At 34.6% G+C, this 20,197-nt stretch carries 16 protein-coding genes and 1 tRNA gene; all 17 read left to right on the top strand.

Annotated features, from left to right (window positions below):
• Entirely contained in the window at positions 1-1,989 is a 1,989-nt protein-coding gene (locus tag CA2559_RS06550) for a penicillin-binding protein (RefSeq protein ID WP_013187066.1), read from the top strand.
• Entirely contained in the window at positions 1,986-3,446 is a 1,461-nt protein-coding gene (locus tag CA2559_RS06545) for a UDP-N-acetylmuramoyl-L-alanyl-D-glutamate--2,6-diaminopimelate ligase (RefSeq protein WP_013187065.1), read from the top strand. Before CA2559_RS06550 ends, CA2559_RS06545 begins: the two co-directional genes overlap by 4 nt.
• Entirely contained in the window at positions 3,446-4,678 is a 1,233-nt protein-coding gene (mraY, locus tag CA2559_RS06540; RefSeq protein ID WP_013187064.1) for a phospho-N-acetylmuramoyl-pentapeptide-transferase, read from the top strand. Before CA2559_RS06545 ends, mraY begins: the two co-directional genes overlap by 1 nt.
• Positions 4,679-6,016 carry a UDP-N-acetylmuramoyl-L-alanine--D-glutamate ligase gene (gene murD, locus CA2559_RS06535; RefSeq protein ID WP_013187063.1) on the top strand — a complete coding sequence of 446 codons (1,338 nt, stop codon included), beginning with the start codon at positions 4,679-4,681 and terminating at the stop codon, positions 6,014-6,016.
• Positions 6,017-6,035: 19 nt separating this feature from the next.
• The gene (locus CA2559_RS06530) at positions 6,036-7,223 is read left to right on the top strand and encodes an FtsW/RodA/SpoVE family cell cycle protein (protein WP_013187062.1); all 1,188 of its coding nucleotides are present in this window, start codon (positions 6,036-6,038) and stop codon (positions 7,221-7,223) included.
• On the top strand, positions 7,220-8,320 hold the full coding sequence (gene murG, locus CA2559_RS06525) for an undecaprenyldiphospho-muramoylpentapeptide beta-N-acetylglucosaminyltransferase (RefSeq protein WP_013187061.1): 1,101 nt from the start codon (positions 7,220-7,222) through the stop codon (positions 8,318-8,320). The genes CA2559_RS06530 and murG overlap by 4 nt, the downstream gene beginning before the upstream one ends.
• 18 nt (positions 8,321-8,338) lie before the next feature.
• Positions 8,339-9,694: a UDP-N-acetylmuramate--L-alanine ligase gene (gene murC / locus CA2559_RS06520; RefSeq protein ID WP_013187060.1), complete on the top strand. Its 1,356-nt coding sequence runs from the start codon at positions 8,339-8,341 to the stop codon at positions 9,692-9,694.
• Positions 9,684-10,403 (top strand): cell division protein FtsQ/DivIB, encoded by a 720-nt coding sequence (locus CA2559_RS06515; protein WP_013187059.1) that lies wholly within the window; start codon positions 9,684-9,686, stop codon positions 10,401-10,403. Before murC ends, CA2559_RS06515 begins: the two co-directional genes overlap by 11 nt.
• Positions 10,404-10,421: 18 nt before the next feature.
• A complete protein-coding gene (ftsA, locus tag CA2559_RS06510; RefSeq protein WP_013187058.1) occupies positions 10,422-11,759 on the top strand; it encodes a cell division protein FtsA in 1,338 nt (445 codons plus the stop codon).
• A 61-nt stretch (positions 11,760-11,820) separates the two neighbouring features.
• Positions 11,821-13,821, top strand: a complete 2,001-nt coding sequence (ftsZ, locus tag CA2559_RS06505; RefSeq protein WP_013187057.1) for a cell division protein FtsZ — start codon at positions 11,821-11,823, stop codon at positions 13,819-13,821.
• 95 nt (positions 13,822-13,916) lie between these two features.
• Entirely contained in the window at positions 13,917-14,366 is a 450-nt protein-coding gene (locus CA2559_RS06500; protein ID WP_013187056.1) for a GatB/YqeY domain-containing protein, read from the top strand.
• A gap of 40 nt (positions 14,367-14,406) precedes the next feature.
• Positions 14,407-14,480: transfer RNA gene (locus tag CA2559_RS06495), tRNA-Arg, on the top strand.
• Between the two features lie 198 nt (positions 14,481-14,678).
• Entirely contained in the window at positions 14,679-15,365 is a 687-nt protein-coding gene (locus CA2559_RS06490) for a TetR/AcrR family transcriptional regulator (protein WP_013187055.1), read from the top strand.
• Positions 15,358-17,013 carry a peptidase domain-containing ABC transporter gene (locus tag CA2559_RS06485; RefSeq protein ID WP_013187054.1) on the top strand — a complete coding sequence of 552 codons (1,656 nt, stop codon included), beginning with the start codon at positions 15,358-15,360 and terminating at the stop codon, positions 17,011-17,013. Before CA2559_RS06490 ends, CA2559_RS06485 begins: the two co-directional genes overlap by 8 nt.
• Positions 17,014-17,023: 10 nt before the next feature.
• Positions 17,024-18,367: an HlyD family secretion protein gene (locus CA2559_RS06480; RefSeq protein WP_041240938.1), complete on the top strand. Its 1,344-nt coding sequence runs from the start codon at positions 17,024-17,026 to the stop codon at positions 18,365-18,367.
• Between the two features lie 12 nt (positions 18,368-18,379).
• On the top strand, positions 18,380-19,789 hold the full coding sequence (locus CA2559_RS06475) for a TolC family protein (protein ID WP_013187052.1): 1,410 nt from the start codon (positions 18,380-18,382) through the stop codon (positions 19,787-19,789).
• 58 nt (positions 19,790-19,847) lie between these two features.
• Positions 19,848-20,165: a DUF6660 family protein gene (locus tag CA2559_RS06470; RefSeq protein ID WP_041240937.1), complete on the top strand. Its 318-nt coding sequence runs from the start codon at positions 19,848-19,850 to the stop codon at positions 20,163-20,165.
• Positions 20,166-20,197 lie beyond the last annotated feature (32 nt).

Raw genomic sequence — 20,197 nt, 5'->3', positions numbered from 1 at the left:
ATGACAAATGAAAAGAACATATTAAACCGATTATATTTTGTAGCAGGATGTATGTTCATCTTTGCTATCCTTGTCGCGTTGAAACTTCTCAACATTCAATTTATTGAAGGTGACAAATACAAGGATCTTGCAGAAAAGAAAACCACAAAGAATTTTATTATACCAGCAAACAGAGGTAATCTATATGACGCCAATGGTAATTTACTAGCCACATCTGTCCCTAAATATGACATTAGGTTCGATGCAGTAACTGTAAAACAAGATGTCTTTGAAGCTAATGTAAATGATCTTTCTCAGGAACTTTCTAAACTTTTTGGTAAGCCAGCATCGTATTACAGCACCAACTTAAGAAAGGCTAGAGCAAATAAAAACAGGTATTATTTAGTGGCCAGAAACCTTGGCTATTCAGATTATATTAAAGTAAAGAACTTTCCGCTATTTAAACTTGGCGCATTTAAAGGTGGTTTTATTTCTGAGCAAAGAACTGTTAGAGAACATCCATTAGGAAAAATGGCAGAACGCACGGTTGGCTATGAACGTGTAGATGAAAAAGGCTATTACACTCGAGTAGGATTAGAAGGCGCATTCGGTCCTTATTTAAGAGGTAAAGAAGGTAGAAGGCTAAAACAAAAGATAGCTAAAAACCAATGGAAACCTATTAGCGATGCCAACGAGGTAGAACCGCGTGATGGTATGGATGTTATTTCGACTATTGATGTAAACATACAAGACATAGCACATCATGCGCTTTTAGGGCAATTAGAAAAGTTTGAAGCAGATCACGGTACTGTTGTGGTTATGGAAACAAAAACAGGAGAGATAAAAGCTATGTCTAACCTTGGCCGTACAAGCTCTGGCAAGTACTACGAAAAGTTAAATTATGCTGTTGGTGAGTCTCACGAACCTGGATCTACATTTAAATTAATGGCAGTTGTTGCTGCTTTAGAAGATAAAGTTATCGATTCTTCAACTGTAGTTGATACGGAAAAAGGAAGAATTAAGTATTACGACCGTACTGTATACGATTCAAAATGGGGTGGCTACGGAAAAATTTCAGTTGCAAGAGCTTTTGAATTGTCTTCTAACACAGCATTTTCAAAATTCATTTATCAAAACTACAAGGATAACCCTAAGCGCTTTATTAACAGACTTAGGAATATGGGACTTGACAAAAAATTAGGCTTAGAAATAAAAGGTGAAGGCGCTCCAATATTACCAAGTCCAGATGATAAGAATTGGTACGGTACAACATTACCTTGGATGGCTTTTGGCTACGGAGTATCTATGACACCATTACAAACACTTACATTTTACAATGCGATTGCAAATGATGGTGAAATGGTAAAACCAAGATTTATAAAGGCCATAAAAGAATGGGATAAGACAGTTGAGGAACACCATAGAGAGGTAATAAATAAAAGTATTTGCTCTAAGGAAACCGCTAAACAAGTACAAGAAATGATGGAGAACACTGTCATAAGAGGTACTGCAGATAATATTTACGAAGAACGTTTTTCAATGGCTGGTAAAACCGGTACGTGTCAAGTTGAATATTGGAAAAAACCAGGACAGTATATATCTTCTTTTGCTGGATACTTTCCTGCAGAAGATCCTAAGTATTCTTGCATCGTAGTTATACATAAACCTAAAAAAGAAATTGGCTACTACGGTAACATTGTAGCTGCGCCTGTTTTTAAAACTATAGCCCAAAAGATTTATACAGACACTCCTGTAACAGATGAGGTTGAAACTATAAATGTACAACACACCTCTGTAGAAGAAGAATACAACAGCTATTACAAGACTGCCCAAACATATAAAACCATAATGCCAGATTTAAGAGGCTTGCCAGCTATGGATGCCGTTTCCTTATTAGAAAATATGGGAATGCGTGTTCAAATAAGCGGTACTGGCTCTGTAAAATCTCAATCGGTTAACAAAGGCACAAAACTAACTCCTAACCAAACCATAACCCTCATATTAAGTTGATTACACTAAAAGACATATTATATAGAGTATCTATTAACAAAGTGATTGGTAATACAAACGTAGCCATAACAAATGTTGAGTTCGATTCTAGAAAAGTATCACTTAATGATGTCTTTGTAGCAACGCGTGGCACAGTGTCAGACGGCCATGAGTATATTAAGAATGCAGTAAATCAAGGTGCAATTGCTATTGTTTGTGAGGAACTCCCAAAAGACACCGTTAACGGTGTTACATATGTTAAGGTTCAGAATGCACAACAGGCTTTGGCGTTTATGGCATCTAATTTTTATGAAAATCCTTCAGAGAATTTACAATTAGTAGGTGTTACGGGTACAAATGGCAAGACCACTATTGCTTCACTACTCTATCAACTTTATACTAAAGCAGGCTTCAAGGTTGGTTTACTTTCTACAGTTAAAATAATGGTGGGCAATATTGAGCATAAAGCAACACATACTACACCAGACTCATTAACGATAAACAAGTATCTGTCTAAAATGACAGATATTGGCTGTGAGTACTGTTTTATGGAGGTTAGTTCTCATGGAATTGCTCAACACCGCACAACTGGATTAAAATTTACTGGTGGTATTTTTACTAACCTATCTCACGACCATCTAGATTACCATAGCACATTTGCTGAATATCGGGATGTTAAGAAAAAATTCTTCGATGAGTTACCATCTTCTGCTTTTGCACTTACCAATGCAGATGATAAGAATGGTATGGTAATGCTTCAAAATACAAAGGCTAAAAAACAGACCTACGCGTTAAAATCTATAGCAGATTATAAGGCGCAGATATTAGAGAATCAATTTAGCGGTTTATTATTAAAGCTGAATAACAACGAACTATGGAGCAAACTCATAGGTAATTTTAATGCCTATAATCTCTTGGCAATCTTTGCTACTACAGAGTTATTAGGTATGCAAACAATGGAGTCCCTTCGGTTAATAAGTGAGTTAGAATCTGTAAATGGACGCTTTCAATACCTTATTAAAAATAAGATTACAGCAATTGTAGATTACGCACATACACCAGACGCTTTAAAAAATGTTCTGGAAACCATAAATGCCATCCGCACTAAAAATGAAGAGCTTATTACTGTAGTTGGTTGTGGTGGAGATAGAGATGCTACTAAACGTCCTAAAATGGGTCATATAGCTTCAGTATTAAGCACCAAAGTTATTTTTACTAGTGACAATCCTCGTACAGAAGACCCAAACAAAATTATAGAAGCTATAGAGTCTGGAGTTGAACCACAACACTTTAAAAAAACACTTTCGATAGCAGACAGAAAACAAGCCATAAAAACGGCTTGTTCATTTGCTAAAGAAAATGATATAATACTAATAGCCGGAAAAGGTCATGAAACGTACCAAGAAATTAATGGTGAACGTACAGACTTTGATGATTTTAAAATTGTAAAAACCCTACTAACACAACTGAATAACTAATGCTATACTATCTTTTTGAATATCTAGAATCAGAATTTCAGCTTACAGGAGCTTCAGTATTTGGGTTTATCTCATTTAGAGCAGCAATGGCTATCCTTATGTCTTTAGCTATCTCAACTATTTATGGTAAACGTATTATAAACTACCTATTAGCTAAACAGGTTGGCGAATCTGTTAGAGATTTAGGGTTACAAGGGCAATCTGAAAAGGCAGGAACGCCAACAATGGGTGGTTTTATCATCATTCTTGCAACGTTAATACCTGTGGTACTATTAGCTCGATTAGACAATATTTATGTTATACTCTTAATAGTAACCACACTTTGGATGGGAACTATTGGTTTTATAGACGATTATATTAAAACCTTCAAAAAAAATAAGGAAGGCTTAAAAGGCAAATTTAAAGTTATAGGACAAGTAGGATTAGGAATTATTGTTGGAGCAACAATGTTTTTTCATCCAGATATTACCATAAAACAAGAGGTAGTAAACCCTAAGAATTCTCAAGAATTACTAACTCAAAACTTACCTCAAGAATTTAGGGAAGAAGAAAAGTCACAAAAGACAACTATTCCCTTCTTTAAAGACAATGAGTTTGATTATGCCGATTTAATTACTTGGATTGATCCTGGTTATGCTAAATATGCGTGGTTAATATTTATACCCATTGTAATCTTTATTGTAACTGCTGTATCTAATGGTGCAAACTTAACAGATGGTATAGATGGTCTCGCAGCTGGCTCTTCTGCCATAATTGTCCTCACATTAGGGTTGTTTGCATGGGTATCTGGTAATATAATTTTTTCAGATTACCTCAACGTCATGAACATTCCAAGAACTGGTGAAATGACAGTGTTTATTACTGCATTTGCAGGTGCATTAGTCGGTTTTTTATGGTACAACACATTTCCTGCACAGGTATTTATGGGAGATACCGGAAGCTTAACCATTGGTGGTATTATAGCAGTATTAGCAATTGCTACACGAAAAGAATTATTAATACCTGTATTGTGTGGTGTCTTTTTAATTGAAAATCTATCTGTAGTAATGCAAGTAGGCTGGTTTAAATACACCAGAAAAAAATATGGTGAAGGCAGGCGCATTTTTCTAATGAGTCCATTACACCATCATTATCAGAAAAAAGGACAGCACGAAAGCAAGATTGTAGTTCGCTTTTGGATTATAGGAATTTTATTAGCTGTCATAACAATTGTCACACTTAAATTAAGATAAATGGCTAAGAGGATTGCCATACTTGGTGCTGGAGAAAGTGGCGTTGGCACAGCTATACTGGCAAAACAAAAAGATTACGAAGTCTTTGTTTCAGACTTCGGTAAAATAACTGAAACCTATAAAGACGTTCTTGAAAATTTTGAGATTGAATGGGAAGAAAACCAACATACAGCATCTAAAATTTTAAATGCAGATGTGGTAATGAAAAGTCCTGGTATTCCAGACAAAGCGCCAATTATAAAACAACTAAAAGATAACAAGGTTGCTATAGTTTCTGAAATTGAATTTGCTTCAGAATTTACAAATGCAACAATTATTGGAATTACTGGAAGTAATGGCAAGACAACCGTAACACGTTGGACACATCATATTTTAAAAGAAGGAGGTTTAAACGCTTCTGTTGGTGGTAACATAGGAGACAGTTTTGCAAAACAAGTTGCTCTAAGTCCCAGTGAAAATTATGTATTAGAACTTAGTAGTTTTCAGTTAGATGACATTAAGAATTTTAGACCTCATATTGCAATTATCACCAATATCACACCAGATCATTTAGATAGATATGATTATGATTTTAGCAAGTATGTAGCTTCAAAATTTAGAATCACAATGAATCAAACAAATGATGACTATTTAATTTATGATGCAGATAATGAAGCTATTAATGATTATTTAGAAGCACATACCATTCAACCAAAACTAGTGCCATTTTCAACTACAAAATCATTGAAATACGGCGCTTACATAGAACACAACGAACTGATTATTAACATTGACGAAAACAAAATACATATGCCAATTGACTCACTAGCCCTAAAAGGCACACATAACCAGAAAAACGCAATGGCATCTTCGAGTGCTGCTAAAATGCTTAAAATTAGAAAACAGACTATTAGAGAAAGTTTAGCTAATTTTCAAGGTGTAGAGCACCGCTTGGAGCACGTTTTAAAAATTAATAACGTTAACTACATTAACGACTCTAAAGCCACTAACGTAAATGCTACGTTTTACGCATTAGAGAGTATGTCTAGCGATACGATCTGGATAGTTGGCGGTGTAGACAAAGGAAATGACTACAGCCAGCTTAACGCTTTGGTGAATGAAAAGGTTAAAGCAATAATCTGCCTTGGCGTAGACAATCAAAAAATACTGAAAGCTTTTAATAACTGCGTAGATATTATGGTTGAAACTCAATCTATGAGTGAAGCTATTAAGATTGCATACAAAATTGGTGAACGTGGTGATGCTGTGTTATTATCACCAGCGTGTGCAAGTTTTGATTTATTTAAAAACTACGAAGACAGAGGAAGACAATTTAAAGAGGCTGTACGTCTTTTATAAAACATAGAGAACACAACACATGAAACGTATTTTTCAAAATCTTAAAGGTGATAAGTTCATCTGGGCTATAGTCGGGTTATTAGCGATATTTTCGTTTATACCTGTATATAGTGCTAGTAGCAACTTGGCATACCTACAAGGTGATGGTAGTACGTTTAAGTATTTATTAAAGCACGGCGCTCACCTTTTCTTAGGTTTCATCTTGCTGTACGTTATACATAAGGTGCCTTATCGATTTTTTAGAGGCTTATCTATCATAATGATTCCGGTAGTTATACTGCTCTTGTTATACACAATGGCGCAAGGCACAACTATAGATGGTGCTAATGCTAGTAGATGGATTAATGTTGGAGGTTTAAGTTTTCAAACATCAACGTTAGCATCGGTGGTTTTAATGGTTTACGTTGCAAGGTATTTATCTAAAATACACAACAAAGCCATAACATTTAAAGAAACCCTTTTACCGCTTTGGTTACCTGTATTTGTAATCTTGGCCTTAATTCTTCCTGCTAACTTTTCAACTACTGCTATTGTTTTTGCAATGGTTGTAGTACTTGTTTTTTTAGGTGGTTATCCTTTAAAATATTTAGGTGTCATTTTAGGAATAGGACTAGTAATGTTAACCATATTTATCTTATCTGCAAAAGCATTTCCAGGAGTTTTCCCTAACCGTGTAGATACGTGGATAAGTAGAGTTGAAAACTTTACAAGTGATGATGATACAGATGCTTATCAAATAGAAAAAGCAAAAATTGCAATTGCAACAGGTGGCATTACAGGAACAGGTGCAGGAAAGAGTGTACAGCGAAACTTTTTACCTCAATCCTCATCAGATTTTATATATGCAATTATAGTTGAAGAACTTGGATTAATAGGAGCCTTTGGAGTAATGATTGCATACCTATTGTTACTGTTTAGATTAACTATAGTCGCAACAAAAGCAGACTCAGTTTTCGGAAAATTAGTAGTTATAGGTGTTGGTTTACCTATTATTTTTCAAGCACTAATAAATATGGCAGTAGCGGTTGAGCTATTTCCAGTAACAGGACAAACCTTGCCACTAATTAGTAGTGGTGGAACATCTATTTGGATGACGTGTTTATCCTTAGGAATAATATTGAGTGTAAGTGCTAAACGTGAAGCCATTAAACAAATGGAAAGCGAAGAAAGTGATAACCCATTAGACATTTTAAGCGAAGCAATATGAGCAACTTAAAATTCATATTATCAGGTGGCGGAACTGGAGGACATATATATCCTGCAATAGCAATTGCCAATGAATTGAAAAATCGTTACCCAGATGCAGAGTTTCTATTTGTAGGAGCTAAAGACCGCATGGAAATGGAAAAAGTTCCAAACGCTGGTTACAATATCAAGGGACTTTGGATAAGTGGTATACAACGTAAACTCACCTTCACAAATCTTATGTTTCCATTCAAACTATTGTCTAGTTTATGGAAAAGTAGAAGCATTATAAAAAGATTTAAACCTGACGTGGTAATTGGTACAGGAGGTTTTGCGAGTGGGCCATTGCTTAAAATGGCAAATAGCAAGAACATTCCTACCCTTATACAAGAACAAAATAGTTACGCAGGTATTACCAATAAATGGTTAGCAGATAAGGCTAACAAAATATGTGTGGCTTATGACCATATGGAAAAGTATTTTCCAGCAGAAAAAATTATAAAAACTGGCAATCCTGTTAGGCAAGACATTAAAGATCTTGATTCAAAAAGAGCAGAAGGCATAGATCATTTTGAATTAGATGAAACAAGAAAGACAGTATTAGTTCTCGGTGGAAGCCTTGGTGCTAAGCGTATAAATGAGTTAATAGCTAATCACGCTAAAGATTTTGAGGAAACAGGTGTAAACGTTATTTGGCAAACTGGTAAGTTATACTATGAACAATATAAAACGCTTGAAGAAAATAAACGTTTACAAGTGAAGGAGTATATAAACCGAATGGATCTAGCATATAGTGTAGCAGATATAATTATTAGCCGTGCTGGTGCAGGATCTGTAAGTGAGCTTTGTATCGTAGGAAAACCTGTGATCTTAATTCCTTCTCCAAACGTAGCAGAAAATCATCAAATGAAAAATGCTATGGCATTAGCTGTGGAAGAAGCTTGCTTAATTATGAAAGAAAGCGAAATGGAAGAGCAATTTAAAAGACAATTTATAAATCTTTTAGAAGATGAAGCAATGCAAGCAAAGCTTTCAGAAAATATAAAAAAACTAGCAAGGCCCAATGCAACTAAAGATATTGTAAACGAAATTGAACATTTAATTAATCATACTGCGTAGTAAAAAGCAGCAAAGACAATGAACACTCAAAACAACATAACACATTATTTCTTTATCGGTATCGGTGGTATTGGTATGAGTGGTCTTGCGCGCTATTTTAAAGCAAGAGGGTTTGCTGTGTCTGGATACGACAAAACTCCGTCAAGTATGACTAAAGCCTTAGAAAACGAAGGTATTCCTGTAGTTTTTAATGCATCATTATCTGCAGTACCAAAAGGCTTTTTAAATAAGGAAACTACACAAATTGTTTACACTCCAGCTATCCCAAAATCTCAGGAGCAATTTGTTTATTTTAAAGAACAAAACTTTAGTGTAAAGAAGCGTGCAGAGGTTTTAGGAGATGTTACAAAGAACCAAAATACCTTAGCCGTTGCAGGAACACACGGTAAAACAACAACAACCTCTATCCTAGCCCATCTTTTAAAAGATTCTGGATTAAATATTACAGCATTTTTAGGAGGTGTTTCAGAAAACTACAACACTAATTTTATAAATGATGGTTTAGATGCCATAGTTGTTGAAGCCGATGAATTTGATAGATCTTTTATGCATCTTTCACCAAATAAGATTGCAATAACATCTATGGATGCAGATCACTTAGATATCTATGGTAGCGCAGAAGAGTTATCACATACATTTAAAGGCTTTGCAGATTTAGTAAAAGATAAATCAAATGTCTTTCTAGCTAAAGGCTTGCCACTTAAAGGGATATCAATTAGTGTAGATGGCAACGCAGACATAACAGCAGAAGACATCACAATTAAAGATGGTTCTTATCGTTTTAACTTAAGACTACAAGACAATATTATAAAAGGGTTTGAGTTTAATTTACCCGGAAAACACAACCTACAAAATGCGGTTACAGCTTTGGCATTAGCAGCACCTTTTGTTTCCCCAAGCAACAGTCTCACCAAAGCTTTAGCCTCATTTAAAGGTGTGCAAAGGCGTTTTACATACAGAATAAAGTCTGAGAAACTAACAATTATTGATGACTATGCACATCATCCTTCAGAAATAAATGCCGTTAATCAAGCGGTAAGAGAAATGCACCCAAATAAGAAGGTATTAGCTGTCTTCCAACCACATTTATTTAGCAGAACAAGAGATTTTATAAATGAATTTGCAGAAAGCTTGTCAAAGTTTGACAGTGTAGTTCTATTAGATATATATCCTGCTAGAGAAGAACCCATAGATGGTATTACGTCTCAAGCATTACTTAAACTTATAGCTAATCCAAACAAAAAAATAATTGGAAAGGTAGATCTGATAAAAGAGGTTAAAGCAACATCTGCAGAAGTTGTAGCAATGATGGGTGCTGGAGACATAGGTGAAGAAATTTTAAAGGTCACTAAAGCAATGCGTAATGAAGATTAACTGGAACTACATAAAAACATTTTTGGTTTTGGCCTTGGTAGTCTTTCTATTTGGCTTTGCTGAGAAACGCAATAACAATCGAAAAATCAACAATGTAGCTATAAATTTTGTGGATGACGAAAATCTATATGTTACCCATGAAATCGTTAATAAATTGTTGATACAAAATAACGAAAAGGTTAAGAACGCTTCTAAAGAAGCAATAGCTTTGAAAGACGTAGAAAATAGAATAGACAATCACGACATGATTGCCGATTCTGATGTGTATCTCACTGTAAATGGGACACTTGGTGTAACAGTTAAACAACGTAAGCCAATAGCAAGAGTGTCTCATCAAAAAGCGTTTTACATAGATGAAGAAGGCAAGACCATGCCGCTATCTAAATTTCACTCTGCTCGTGTACCACTTGTGTATCACATTTCAGAAAAAGATATAGATGTTCTGTTTCCGTTGTTAAAGTATATTACTAAAGATGTGTTTTTAACTAAGCACGTTACAGAAATTCAGAAAACATCTAAAGGTACTTACAACCTACAATTAAGAGATGTAGATTTTGAAGTTGATTTTGGACACATAGAAGATATAGATCGTAAAGTAAATAATCTTAAAGCATTTTATCAAAAAGCTTTAAAAGACAAAAAATTGAACCTGTATAGTAAGGTTAACTTACAGTTTGGCAGTCAGGTAGTTTGCACAAAAAAGGAATAGACATCAAATAGAATGATGATGGAAAAAGACAATATTGCAGTAGGATTAGATATAGGAACAACCAAGATTGTAGCTATGATTGGTAAGCACAATGAGTATGGCAAGTTAGAGATACTCGGTATTGGGCGTTCTAAAAGTTTAGGTGTACATCGTGGTGTGGTAAATAACATTACCCAAACCATACAGAGTATACAACAAGCTGTAGATGAAGCACAGGCAGATAGCGGTCTTAAGATTGAAGATGTTGTTGTTGGTATTGCAGGACAACATATACGCAGCCTACAGCATAGTGATTACATAACAAGACCTAACGCAGATGAAGTTATAGACTCAAAAGATATTGAAAAGCTTTGTGGGCAAGTACATAAATTGGTTATGCTTCCTGGAGAAGAAATAATTCACGTACTACCACAAGAGTTTAAAATAGATGGGCAAGCAGAAGTTAAAGAGCCAATAGGAATGTATGGCGGTCGTCTGGAAGCTAATTTTCATGTTGTTGTAGGTCAAGTAGCATCAATAAGAAATATTGGACGTTGCGTAAAAAGTTCAGGATTAGAACTTAGTACAGTAACTCTTGAGCCTCTTGCATCTGCTAATGCAGTGCTAAGTCAAGAAGAAAAAGAAGCTGGTGTTGCACTTATAGATATAGGTGGTGGTACTACAGATTTAGCAATTTTTAAAGATGGTATCATACGTCATACAGCTGTAATTCCTTTTGGAGGCAATGTGATTACAGAAGATATAAAAGAAGGTTGCTCAATTATTGAAAAGCAAGCTGAGTTATTAAAAATAAAGTTTGGTTCTGCGTGGCCAGGAGAGAATAAGGATAATGAAATAGTTTCAATACCAGGATTAAGAGGTCGTGAACCAAAAGAAATTACATTAAAAAACTTGTCCAAAATTATTCACGCTCGAGTGGTAGAGATCATAGAGCAAGCGTATTTGGAAATAAAGAATTATGGACACGAAGAGCAAAAGAAAAAATTAATTGCAGGAATTGTCTTAACTGGTGGTGGCGCGCAGCTTAAACATCTTAAGCAATTAGTGGAGTACATTACCGGTATGGATACCAGAATTGGATTTCCTAATGAGCATTTAGCTCATGATAATGAAAAAGAGTTAACAAGCCCACAATATGCAACAGCAGTAGGTCTTGTTATGAATAGTTTAGAAGAAAACAAAAAGAAACCTCTCGTAGCAAAAGAGGAAGTTGTTGAAGAGTCTCAGGATGATACCTACGAAGACCAACCTATGTCTGAAGAGACAGAGCAATTGGTTAGAGAACATAAGGAACGTAAAAATTTCTTTGACAAATGGGTAGATAAATTCAAGGATTTTCTAGACAACGCAGAATAAAAAAAGAAAAAGAATAAAAAAAGCTCAGTAAAAGGAGTATAACACAATAAAAATTTGAATTATGAGTAGCACAGAATTCGAAAACATTGCATTCGATTTGCCTAAAAACCAATCGAACGTTATTAAGGTCATCGGTGTAGGTGGTGGTGGTAGCAATGCCATAAACCATATGTTTCAACAAGGTATTAAAGGTGTAGACTTTGTAATCTTTAATACAGATGCTCAAGCATTAGAAAACAGCAGCATTCCAAATAAAATTCAATTAGGAGTTACCCTAACTGAAGGTTTGGGTGCAGGAGCTAACCCAGAAGTTGGTGAACAAGCTGCAATCGAAAGCTTTGAGGATATAAAACAAATGTTGGACACTAACACAAAAATGCTGTTTATCACTGCTGGAATGGGTGGTGGTACAGGAACAGGTGCTGCTCCAATTATTGCCAAACAAGCTAAAGAAATGGATATTCTTACCGTAGGTATTGTAACTATCCCGTTTCAGTTTGAAGGTAAAATGAGAAATGAGCAAGCACAAATTGGTGTCGAAAAATTACGCCGAAATGTAGACTCATTAATAATTATAAATAACAATAAGCTTAGAGAAGTTTATGGTAACCTAGGCTTTAAAGCTGGATTCTCTAAAGCAGACGAAGTCTTAGCAACCGCAGCTCGAGGTATTGCAGAGGTAATAACACATCACTATACGCAAAACATTGACTTGCGCGATGCTAAAACAGTATTAAGCAATAGTGGTACGGCTATTATGGGATCTGCAACAGCTTCTGGCGGTTCTAGAGCTCAAGATGCTATTACTAAAGCTTTAGACTCTCCGTTATTAAATGACAATAAAATTTCTGGTGCTAAAAACGTATTGCTACTTATCGTTTCTGGAACAGAAGAAATTACATTAGATGAAATTGGAGAAATAAACGAACACATTCAAAACGAAGCTGGTCATGGTGCTAACATTATTATGGGTGTTGGTGAAGATGACAGTTTAGAAGATGCAGTTTCTGTAACAATAATTGCAACCGGTTTTAATGCAGAACAGCAAAATGAAATCTCTAATACAGAAACAAAAAAAATAATACACACATTAGAAGACGAGCAAAAAGCAGTACAGGATTTAAGTGCAAAGAAAACAAGCACTCCAACAATGCCTCGGCCCGTTGTAAATGAAACTCCAGAACCACCAAAACCAACTAAAATAGTTCACGTTTTAGAAGATGATGTTACAGAGCCTGCTAAACCAAAAATGGATTTAGTACAGACAACCAACAGCATTAAAAACATAGACGTAATCTATGAAGAAGTTAAAGAGGTTCTAGATGCGCCTAATCACATAGAAGATGAAGAGTTCATTATAGTTGAAACTACAGATCACATAAAAGATATGCGCGTAGTTGATGCTGAAGAAGTAAAGAACTCAACAACTACAACAGAAACTGAAGAAGAAGATCAATTTACATTTTCTTTTGATTTTCCTATAAACACTTCTAAAGAGACAGCTCAAACACAACCTGAAGCTGAAGAAGAGCACGAAGAGCCTGTAGTTTTTAATTTAACTGAAGACACTAATAATGCAAGAAATATTGAGGTTAAAGAATCTATAGAGATTATTCCAGTTACAGAAACAACATCTGGAGGAACTACTCGCTATAGTTTAGATGACTATATGGATTTAGAAGATGAACTAGAACAAGCTAAGCCTGTTGCTAAGAAAGTAGAGGAAGTTGAGGAGTCTTTAAGAATGGAAACAAAAACCGTTAAAGCGCCAGAGACTACACCAAATGATAATGATGAAGACCCTTTTAATCAACCTATTTCTAAAGACCTTATAGATAGAGCTGCAGAACGTAGAGCAAAGATGAAAGAGTTTAACTACAAATTTAGAAGTAGTACAAACCATATAGACGAGATAGAAAAACAACCTGCTTATAAACGTGCAGGTGTAGATTTAGAGCGTAAGCCAGAAGACTCTAAACTTTCAAGAACAACGTTAAATACAGATGAAGATGAAATTACGTTACGCAGTAACAACTCTTTTCTTCATGACAATGTAGATTAAGCGTTTGCTTAATTATATAACAATCCGCTTCCCACAAGAAGCGGATTTTTTTTGACTCCTATTTCTTATATTCGCACTATCTAAAACAAACAATTATGAGCTTATCTGCAGATGTAATGACGAAGATGAAAGAAGCTATGAAGGCTAAAGATCAAAACGCTTTAACCAGTCTTCGTGCAATAAAATCGGCATTGCTGTTAGCGCAAACCGAAACAGGTTCTAAAGAAGAAATTTCTGAAGAACAAGAATTAAAAATGCTTCAAAAATTAGTTAAACAACGTAAAGACAGTGCCGCTATTTATCTAGAACAAGGAAGAGAAGACCTTGCAGCACCAGAATTAGAGCAGGCAAAAGTTATTGAGAGCTTTTTACCAGAGCAAATGAGTGAAGAGGAAGTTGCTAAAGTTGTTGAAGATATCATTGCAAAAACTGGCGCATCTTCTATGGCAGATATGGGTAAAGTAATGGGAATGGCTAGTGGTCAACTTTCTGGAAAAGCAGATGGTAAAACTATTTCTACAATAGTTAAATCTAAGTTGGCGTAATTACCAAAATTTTAAACACTAAGAACTTTAAGACTTAAAAGGCCGCGTGGCGCAACTGAATAGCGCATCAGATTTCGGCTCTGAGGGTTGGGGGTTTGAATCCCTTCGCGGTCACAATTATAATAAAACCATCAACAAACACTTGTTTATACAGTGTTTGTTGGTGGTTTTTTTGATTTTTAATACTATTTACATGCCAAGAAGCTAAACCCTTTATTAACACAAAATTAAAAGTTACACAACTGTTAATTAATAGCAAAATACATACATACTAATAGTATTACTATTATATTTGTGTATAATTAATGCATGATGAAGGAATTACTAAAAACACTTCAAATAAAAGTTAACGATAAAACGTATTTAAAAGATCCCGAAACATCAGATCTTGGTAAGCGTATCGTGGAGCACAGTATCATTTTAATTAATGAAATTGGCTTTGAGTCATTTACTTTTAGAAAATTAGGACTTAAGATAAACTCAAACGAAAGCTCTATTTATAGGTATTTTGAAAACAAGCATAAGCTCCTACTCTATTTAACATCTTGGTATTGGGCTTGGATAGAGTATCAAATTGTTTTTGAAACCTATAGCATAGAGAATAATGTAAAGAAGTTAGAGAAGATTATAGAGATAGTCTCTAAAAAAACAGAAAACGACTCTAAGTTCTCTCATATAAATGAAATGCTTCTAAACAAAATTGTCATCAGTGAATATTCAAAATCCTTTCTGACAAAGGAAGTTGATATAGAAAACAAGGAAGGATATTTTTCAATTTACAAAAGACTCATTTCTCGTATTAAAGATTGTATTGTAGAAGTAGATAAAAACTACCCATATCCTGCATCGTTAGCTAGTACATTGGTTGAGGGTTCTTTGCATCAATATTTCTTAGCAGATCATTTTCCAACAATCACAGATTGTAATGAAGCAACAAAACCTACAGCTTACTTTTCTCATTTAATTTTTAAAACATTAAATATTAATCTCGATGAATAAAGATATGACTCCTTGGCAGCGGTTTGTAAATCTGCTAAAATTAGACAAGAGAGATCTTAGGCAAATCTTTTATTATGCTATTTTCTCAGGATTAGTAGCACTTACGCTTCCGTTAGGGATACAAGCTATTGTAAACCTTATACAAGGTGCTCAAGTATCTACATCGTGGATAATTTTAGTGATTTTAGTTACAGTTGGCGTTGCCTTTCAAGGTATCCTTCAAGTTATGCAAATACGTATTCTTGAAAATATGCAACAAAAGATCTTTACAAGGTCTTCTTTTGAGTTTGCATATAGGTTTCCTAAAATAAAATCGAGTGAGTTTAACCACTATTATCCGCCAGAATTAGCGAATAGGTTTTTTGACACACTTACTGTTCAGAAAGGCTTAGCTAAAATTTTATTAGACTTTCCTGCTGCAATACTTCAAATAATATTTGGATTAATACTGCTCTCACTTTATCACCCATTTTTTATTATTTATGGCTTACTGCTCGTTATTATGGTATATGTCGTGTTTAATCTTACAGCTAGAAAAGGACTTATATCTAGTTTAAACGAATCTAAAAGCAAGTATGCAGTTGCACATTGGCTTCAGGAGATAGCACGTTCAATTACAAGTTTTAAACTTTCTGGGAATACATCTTTAGCAATGGACAGAAATAACAAACTAACCGAGTCTTACCTTGAGTCTAGAGAAACACACTTTAAAATCTTAATGCTTCAATTTGTGCAGATGATAGGCTTTAAGGTATTGGTAACAGCTGGATTGTTACTTATAGGAGGTCTTTTAGTACTTAACCAAGAAATGAATATTGGTCAATTTGTGGCTGCAGAAATTATAATCCTTTTAGTAATTAATTCAGTTGAAAAATTGGTTACTGGTTTAGAAAGTTTTTATGACGTCTTAACTTCCTTAGAAAAAATTGGTCAAGTAGTAGACAAAGAATTAGAGTCACAAGATGGCACAAATCCTTTTAAGAGTAATAAAGAGGCTACCATTTCACTAGATAATGTGAGCTATGTTGGTGGCACTGGAGACACTATTTTGCAAAATCTAAATTTAGAATTAAATCCTAAAGACAGAATCTTTATAGATGGTCCATCTGGTTCTGGAAAGACAACACTATTAAAGTTACTTTCAGGAATTATTGAACCCACATCAGGATCTATTTATGTAAATGACTTTAATATAAAAGGCATGCACATGAATACATACAGATCTCAAATTGGGCAAGTATTACCAGAACAAATGCCTTTTGAAGGTAGTATTTTAGAAAACATAACATTAGGCAATACAAACATTACTATTGATAAGGTTAACCAAACCATTAGAGATGTAGGTCTTTTAGAGTTTGTACGAAAACAACCAAGAGGCATAGAAGATTTTATTTTTTCTGAAGGTCAAAAAATACCGCATACAGTTTCAAAGAGGCTACTTATAGCAAGAGCTATAGTGCACAATCCTAAGATATTAATTTTAAAAGATGCCTTAGAGCATTTTGAAGATCACGAGGCTCAAGAACTAATTCGATTTTTATCAGATCCAAATAGAGATTGGCTTCTAATTGTTTCTGGAAAACATACCGATTGGGAAGATGTATGCAATAAGCAGCTTTCTCTACATAAAGTTAACACTTCATCTTAAGATTATATATATGCTTAACATCTCACATAATCAGCTTAACAAAAAGGTGAATTTGTCTAAATATTCAGCGTTTACAAAGGCGCATCATATAAGGCATTTTAAATACTTTAATCAGTTTCTGTTCACCTTTGCAATTATAGGCATCATCATTCTATTTTTACCTTGGACGCAGACAGTTACAGGAACAGGTGCAGTTACCACACTCACACCTGAGCAACGCCCACAAACTATACAGTCTCCTATTCCTGGTCGTATAGAAGAATGGTTTGTAAGAGAAGGAGATTACGTAAATAAAGGAGACACAATTTTATTTATTTCTGAAATAAAAAATGAATATCAGGATCCTAACTTAGTATTACGAACAAAGGAACAACGTGATGCAAAAACAAATGCACTATCCTCATACAAGGAAAAAGTAAAAGCATTAGACAATCAGGTTTCTGCACTAAGAAGCGAACGTCAATTAAAAATAGAACAAGCAGAAAATAAATTAAAACAAGCTCAATACAAGGTTAAAAGTGATAGTATAGATCTTATTGCTGCCAAAACAAATAAGGATATTGCAGAGAAACAATATAACCGAACGGTAACCTTGCAGGAGGAAGGACTTAAATCTACTGCAGATGTTGAAGACAAGCGCTTAAAACTACAAGAAACAGAAGCTAAACTTATTAGCCAAGAAAATAAACTCTTAGCTAGTAAAAACGATCTTATAAATGCACGAATAGACATAACACGTACCAGTGCTGAATATGCAGATAAAATTAGCAAAGCACAAAGCGACAAGTACACGGCATCTTCTGCACAGTATGATACAGAGGCACAAATATCAAAACTTGAAAATGCTTCAACCAACTATGAATTAAGGGATAAAATGAGGTTTATCCTGGCGCCTCAAAATGGATACATTAATAAAGCTATTAGAGCTGGTATTGGGGAAACATTTAAAGAAGGTGAACAATTGGTTGGTATTATGCCATCAGACTATGATTTAGCTGTAGAAACCTACGTTGCACCTATTGATCTGCCTCTTATTCATGTAGGAGAACAAATACGAGTGCAGTTTGATGGTTGGCCTGCCATTGTTTTTAGCGGTTGGCCAGATGCCTCTTTTGGAACTTATGGAGGAAAAGTTGTCGCGGTTGAAACATTTATAAGTCCTAACGGAAAGTTTAGAGTCCTAATAGCTCCAGATGAAACAAAGGAAACTTGGCCAAAAAATGTTAGGGTTGGTTCTGGCGCACGCACCATAGCACTGCTAAATGATGTGCCTATCTGGTATGAGTTATGGCGAAAAATTAATGGGTTTCCACCAGATTATTATACCCCAAAAACTGCAACTACATCTAAATAAATTTTAAATCGCATGTCTAAATACTTAAAAACAGTATTAGTTATTTTAGCTTTTATGGGTTGTGGTTTTGCACAGCCAACTTTAAATGAATCTATTTCTTTTGAAGAATATCTCGCTTTTGTAAAGAAGTACCATCCATTATTTAAACAAGCTAACTTAACGCTTTCTGTAGGAGAAGCAAACCTCTTAAAAGCTAGAGGTGCGTTTGATCCTAAGATTGAGGTAGATTATACACGAAAGAAATTTAAAGGCACCACATATTATGATAAATTAAATACTGCATTTAAAATTCCAACGTGGTATGGCATAGAGTTTAAAGGAAACTTTGAAGATAATTCTGGAGAATTTTTAGACCCAAGTTTTACTGTCCCAGAAGATGGTTTGTATAGTGCAGGCATATCCTTTTCTTTAGCACAAGGCTTTTTAATTAATGAACGAATGGCGTCGTTAAAAAAGGCAAAATACTTCTTATCACAATCTAAAGCAGATAGAGACCTTCTTGTAAACAATGTGTTGTACAACGCAAGCCTCGCCTATTTTGAATGGATAGAAGCCTGGCAGGAAGAACGTATTTACGAAAGTTTTTTAGAAAACTCTACTACCAGACTTCAAGCAATTACACGTAGTGTAGAAGAAGGTGATAAAGCAGAAATAGATATAACAGAAGCAAAGATTACGGTACAAAACAGGACGTTGGAGTTAGAAGCGGCACGTTTAAAAAGAAGAAAGGCAAAATTAAAAGCATCAAACTTTTTATGGTTAGAAAATGTTCCCTTAACAATTGAAGATGCAGTAACACCGGAAATACCAAGCTTAGAAATTCTGAAAGAAAACTTAATCCTAAGTGGTATTACAAATACTAATTTATTAGAAGAAAATCATCCTAAAATAAGAAGTTTGGAGGCTAAAATTGGCAGCTTAGAAGTAGATCGTAATTTAAAAATTAACAAACTACTACCTAAGGTAAATTTGCAATACAATTTTTTATCTACAGAATATGATAATCTAGACAGCTTTAATACTGCAAATTATAAAGCAGCACTAAATGTAAGTGTACCAATATTGTTAAGAAAAGAACGTGGTGATTTAAAATTAGCTAACCTAAAACTAGCCGATGCAGAGCTTGAAAATCAAGCCGTATCACTAAGCCTTAAAAATAAGATTGAAGCAATTAACCTTGAGATTAATTCACTTAGCACTCAGTATTCCTTAATTAAAGATATTGTAGTTAATTATTCTGTCTTGGTATCTGCAGAAGAACGAAAATTTGGCTTGGGAGAAAGCTCTCTGTTTTTAATAAACTCTAGAGAGCAAAAACTAATTAGTGCTAAGCTTAAGGAAAATACGCTTTCTGTTAAACAACTTACTGCGTTGGCTAAGCTTTACAATACATTAGGAATAACAGACATTACAGAAAATTAAATAACAGTATCTAAAAGCACCACTTAAACACACTCGTTATTATTCTTATATTTACAGTGTGAAATATATTACTGTCATACTATCTTTTTATATGCTGGCTCTAAACTTTGTCCCTTGTGGAGATGACAAACCAGAGCCTAAAGAAGATACTTATGAAACCTGTCAAGAGGTACAAAGTACAGATTCACATGATCATAGTGATACAGATATTTGTTCGCCATTTTGTATTTGTCACTGTTGCCAAATACATACTATAGATTTTAAATTACCTAATCTTGAGCCTGCTATTCCACTAGTATTTCAAGATGTATTCATTTATTTTGAAGGTCACGTAAATACCTACAACACTTCTATCCTACAACCACCACGAGTTTAATTCAGTATAGGGACACCTACGTCCAATCGAGA

Origin of the sequence: Croceibacter atlanticus HTCC2559, from assembly GCF_000196315.1 — a bacterium.
Taxonomy (GTDB): domain Bacteria; phylum Bacteroidota; class Bacteroidia; order Flavobacteriales; family Flavobacteriaceae; genus Croceibacter; species Croceibacter atlanticus.
Note: the sequence above shows the minus strand (reverse complement) of the source record. Positions and strands in the feature narration are given on the sequence as shown.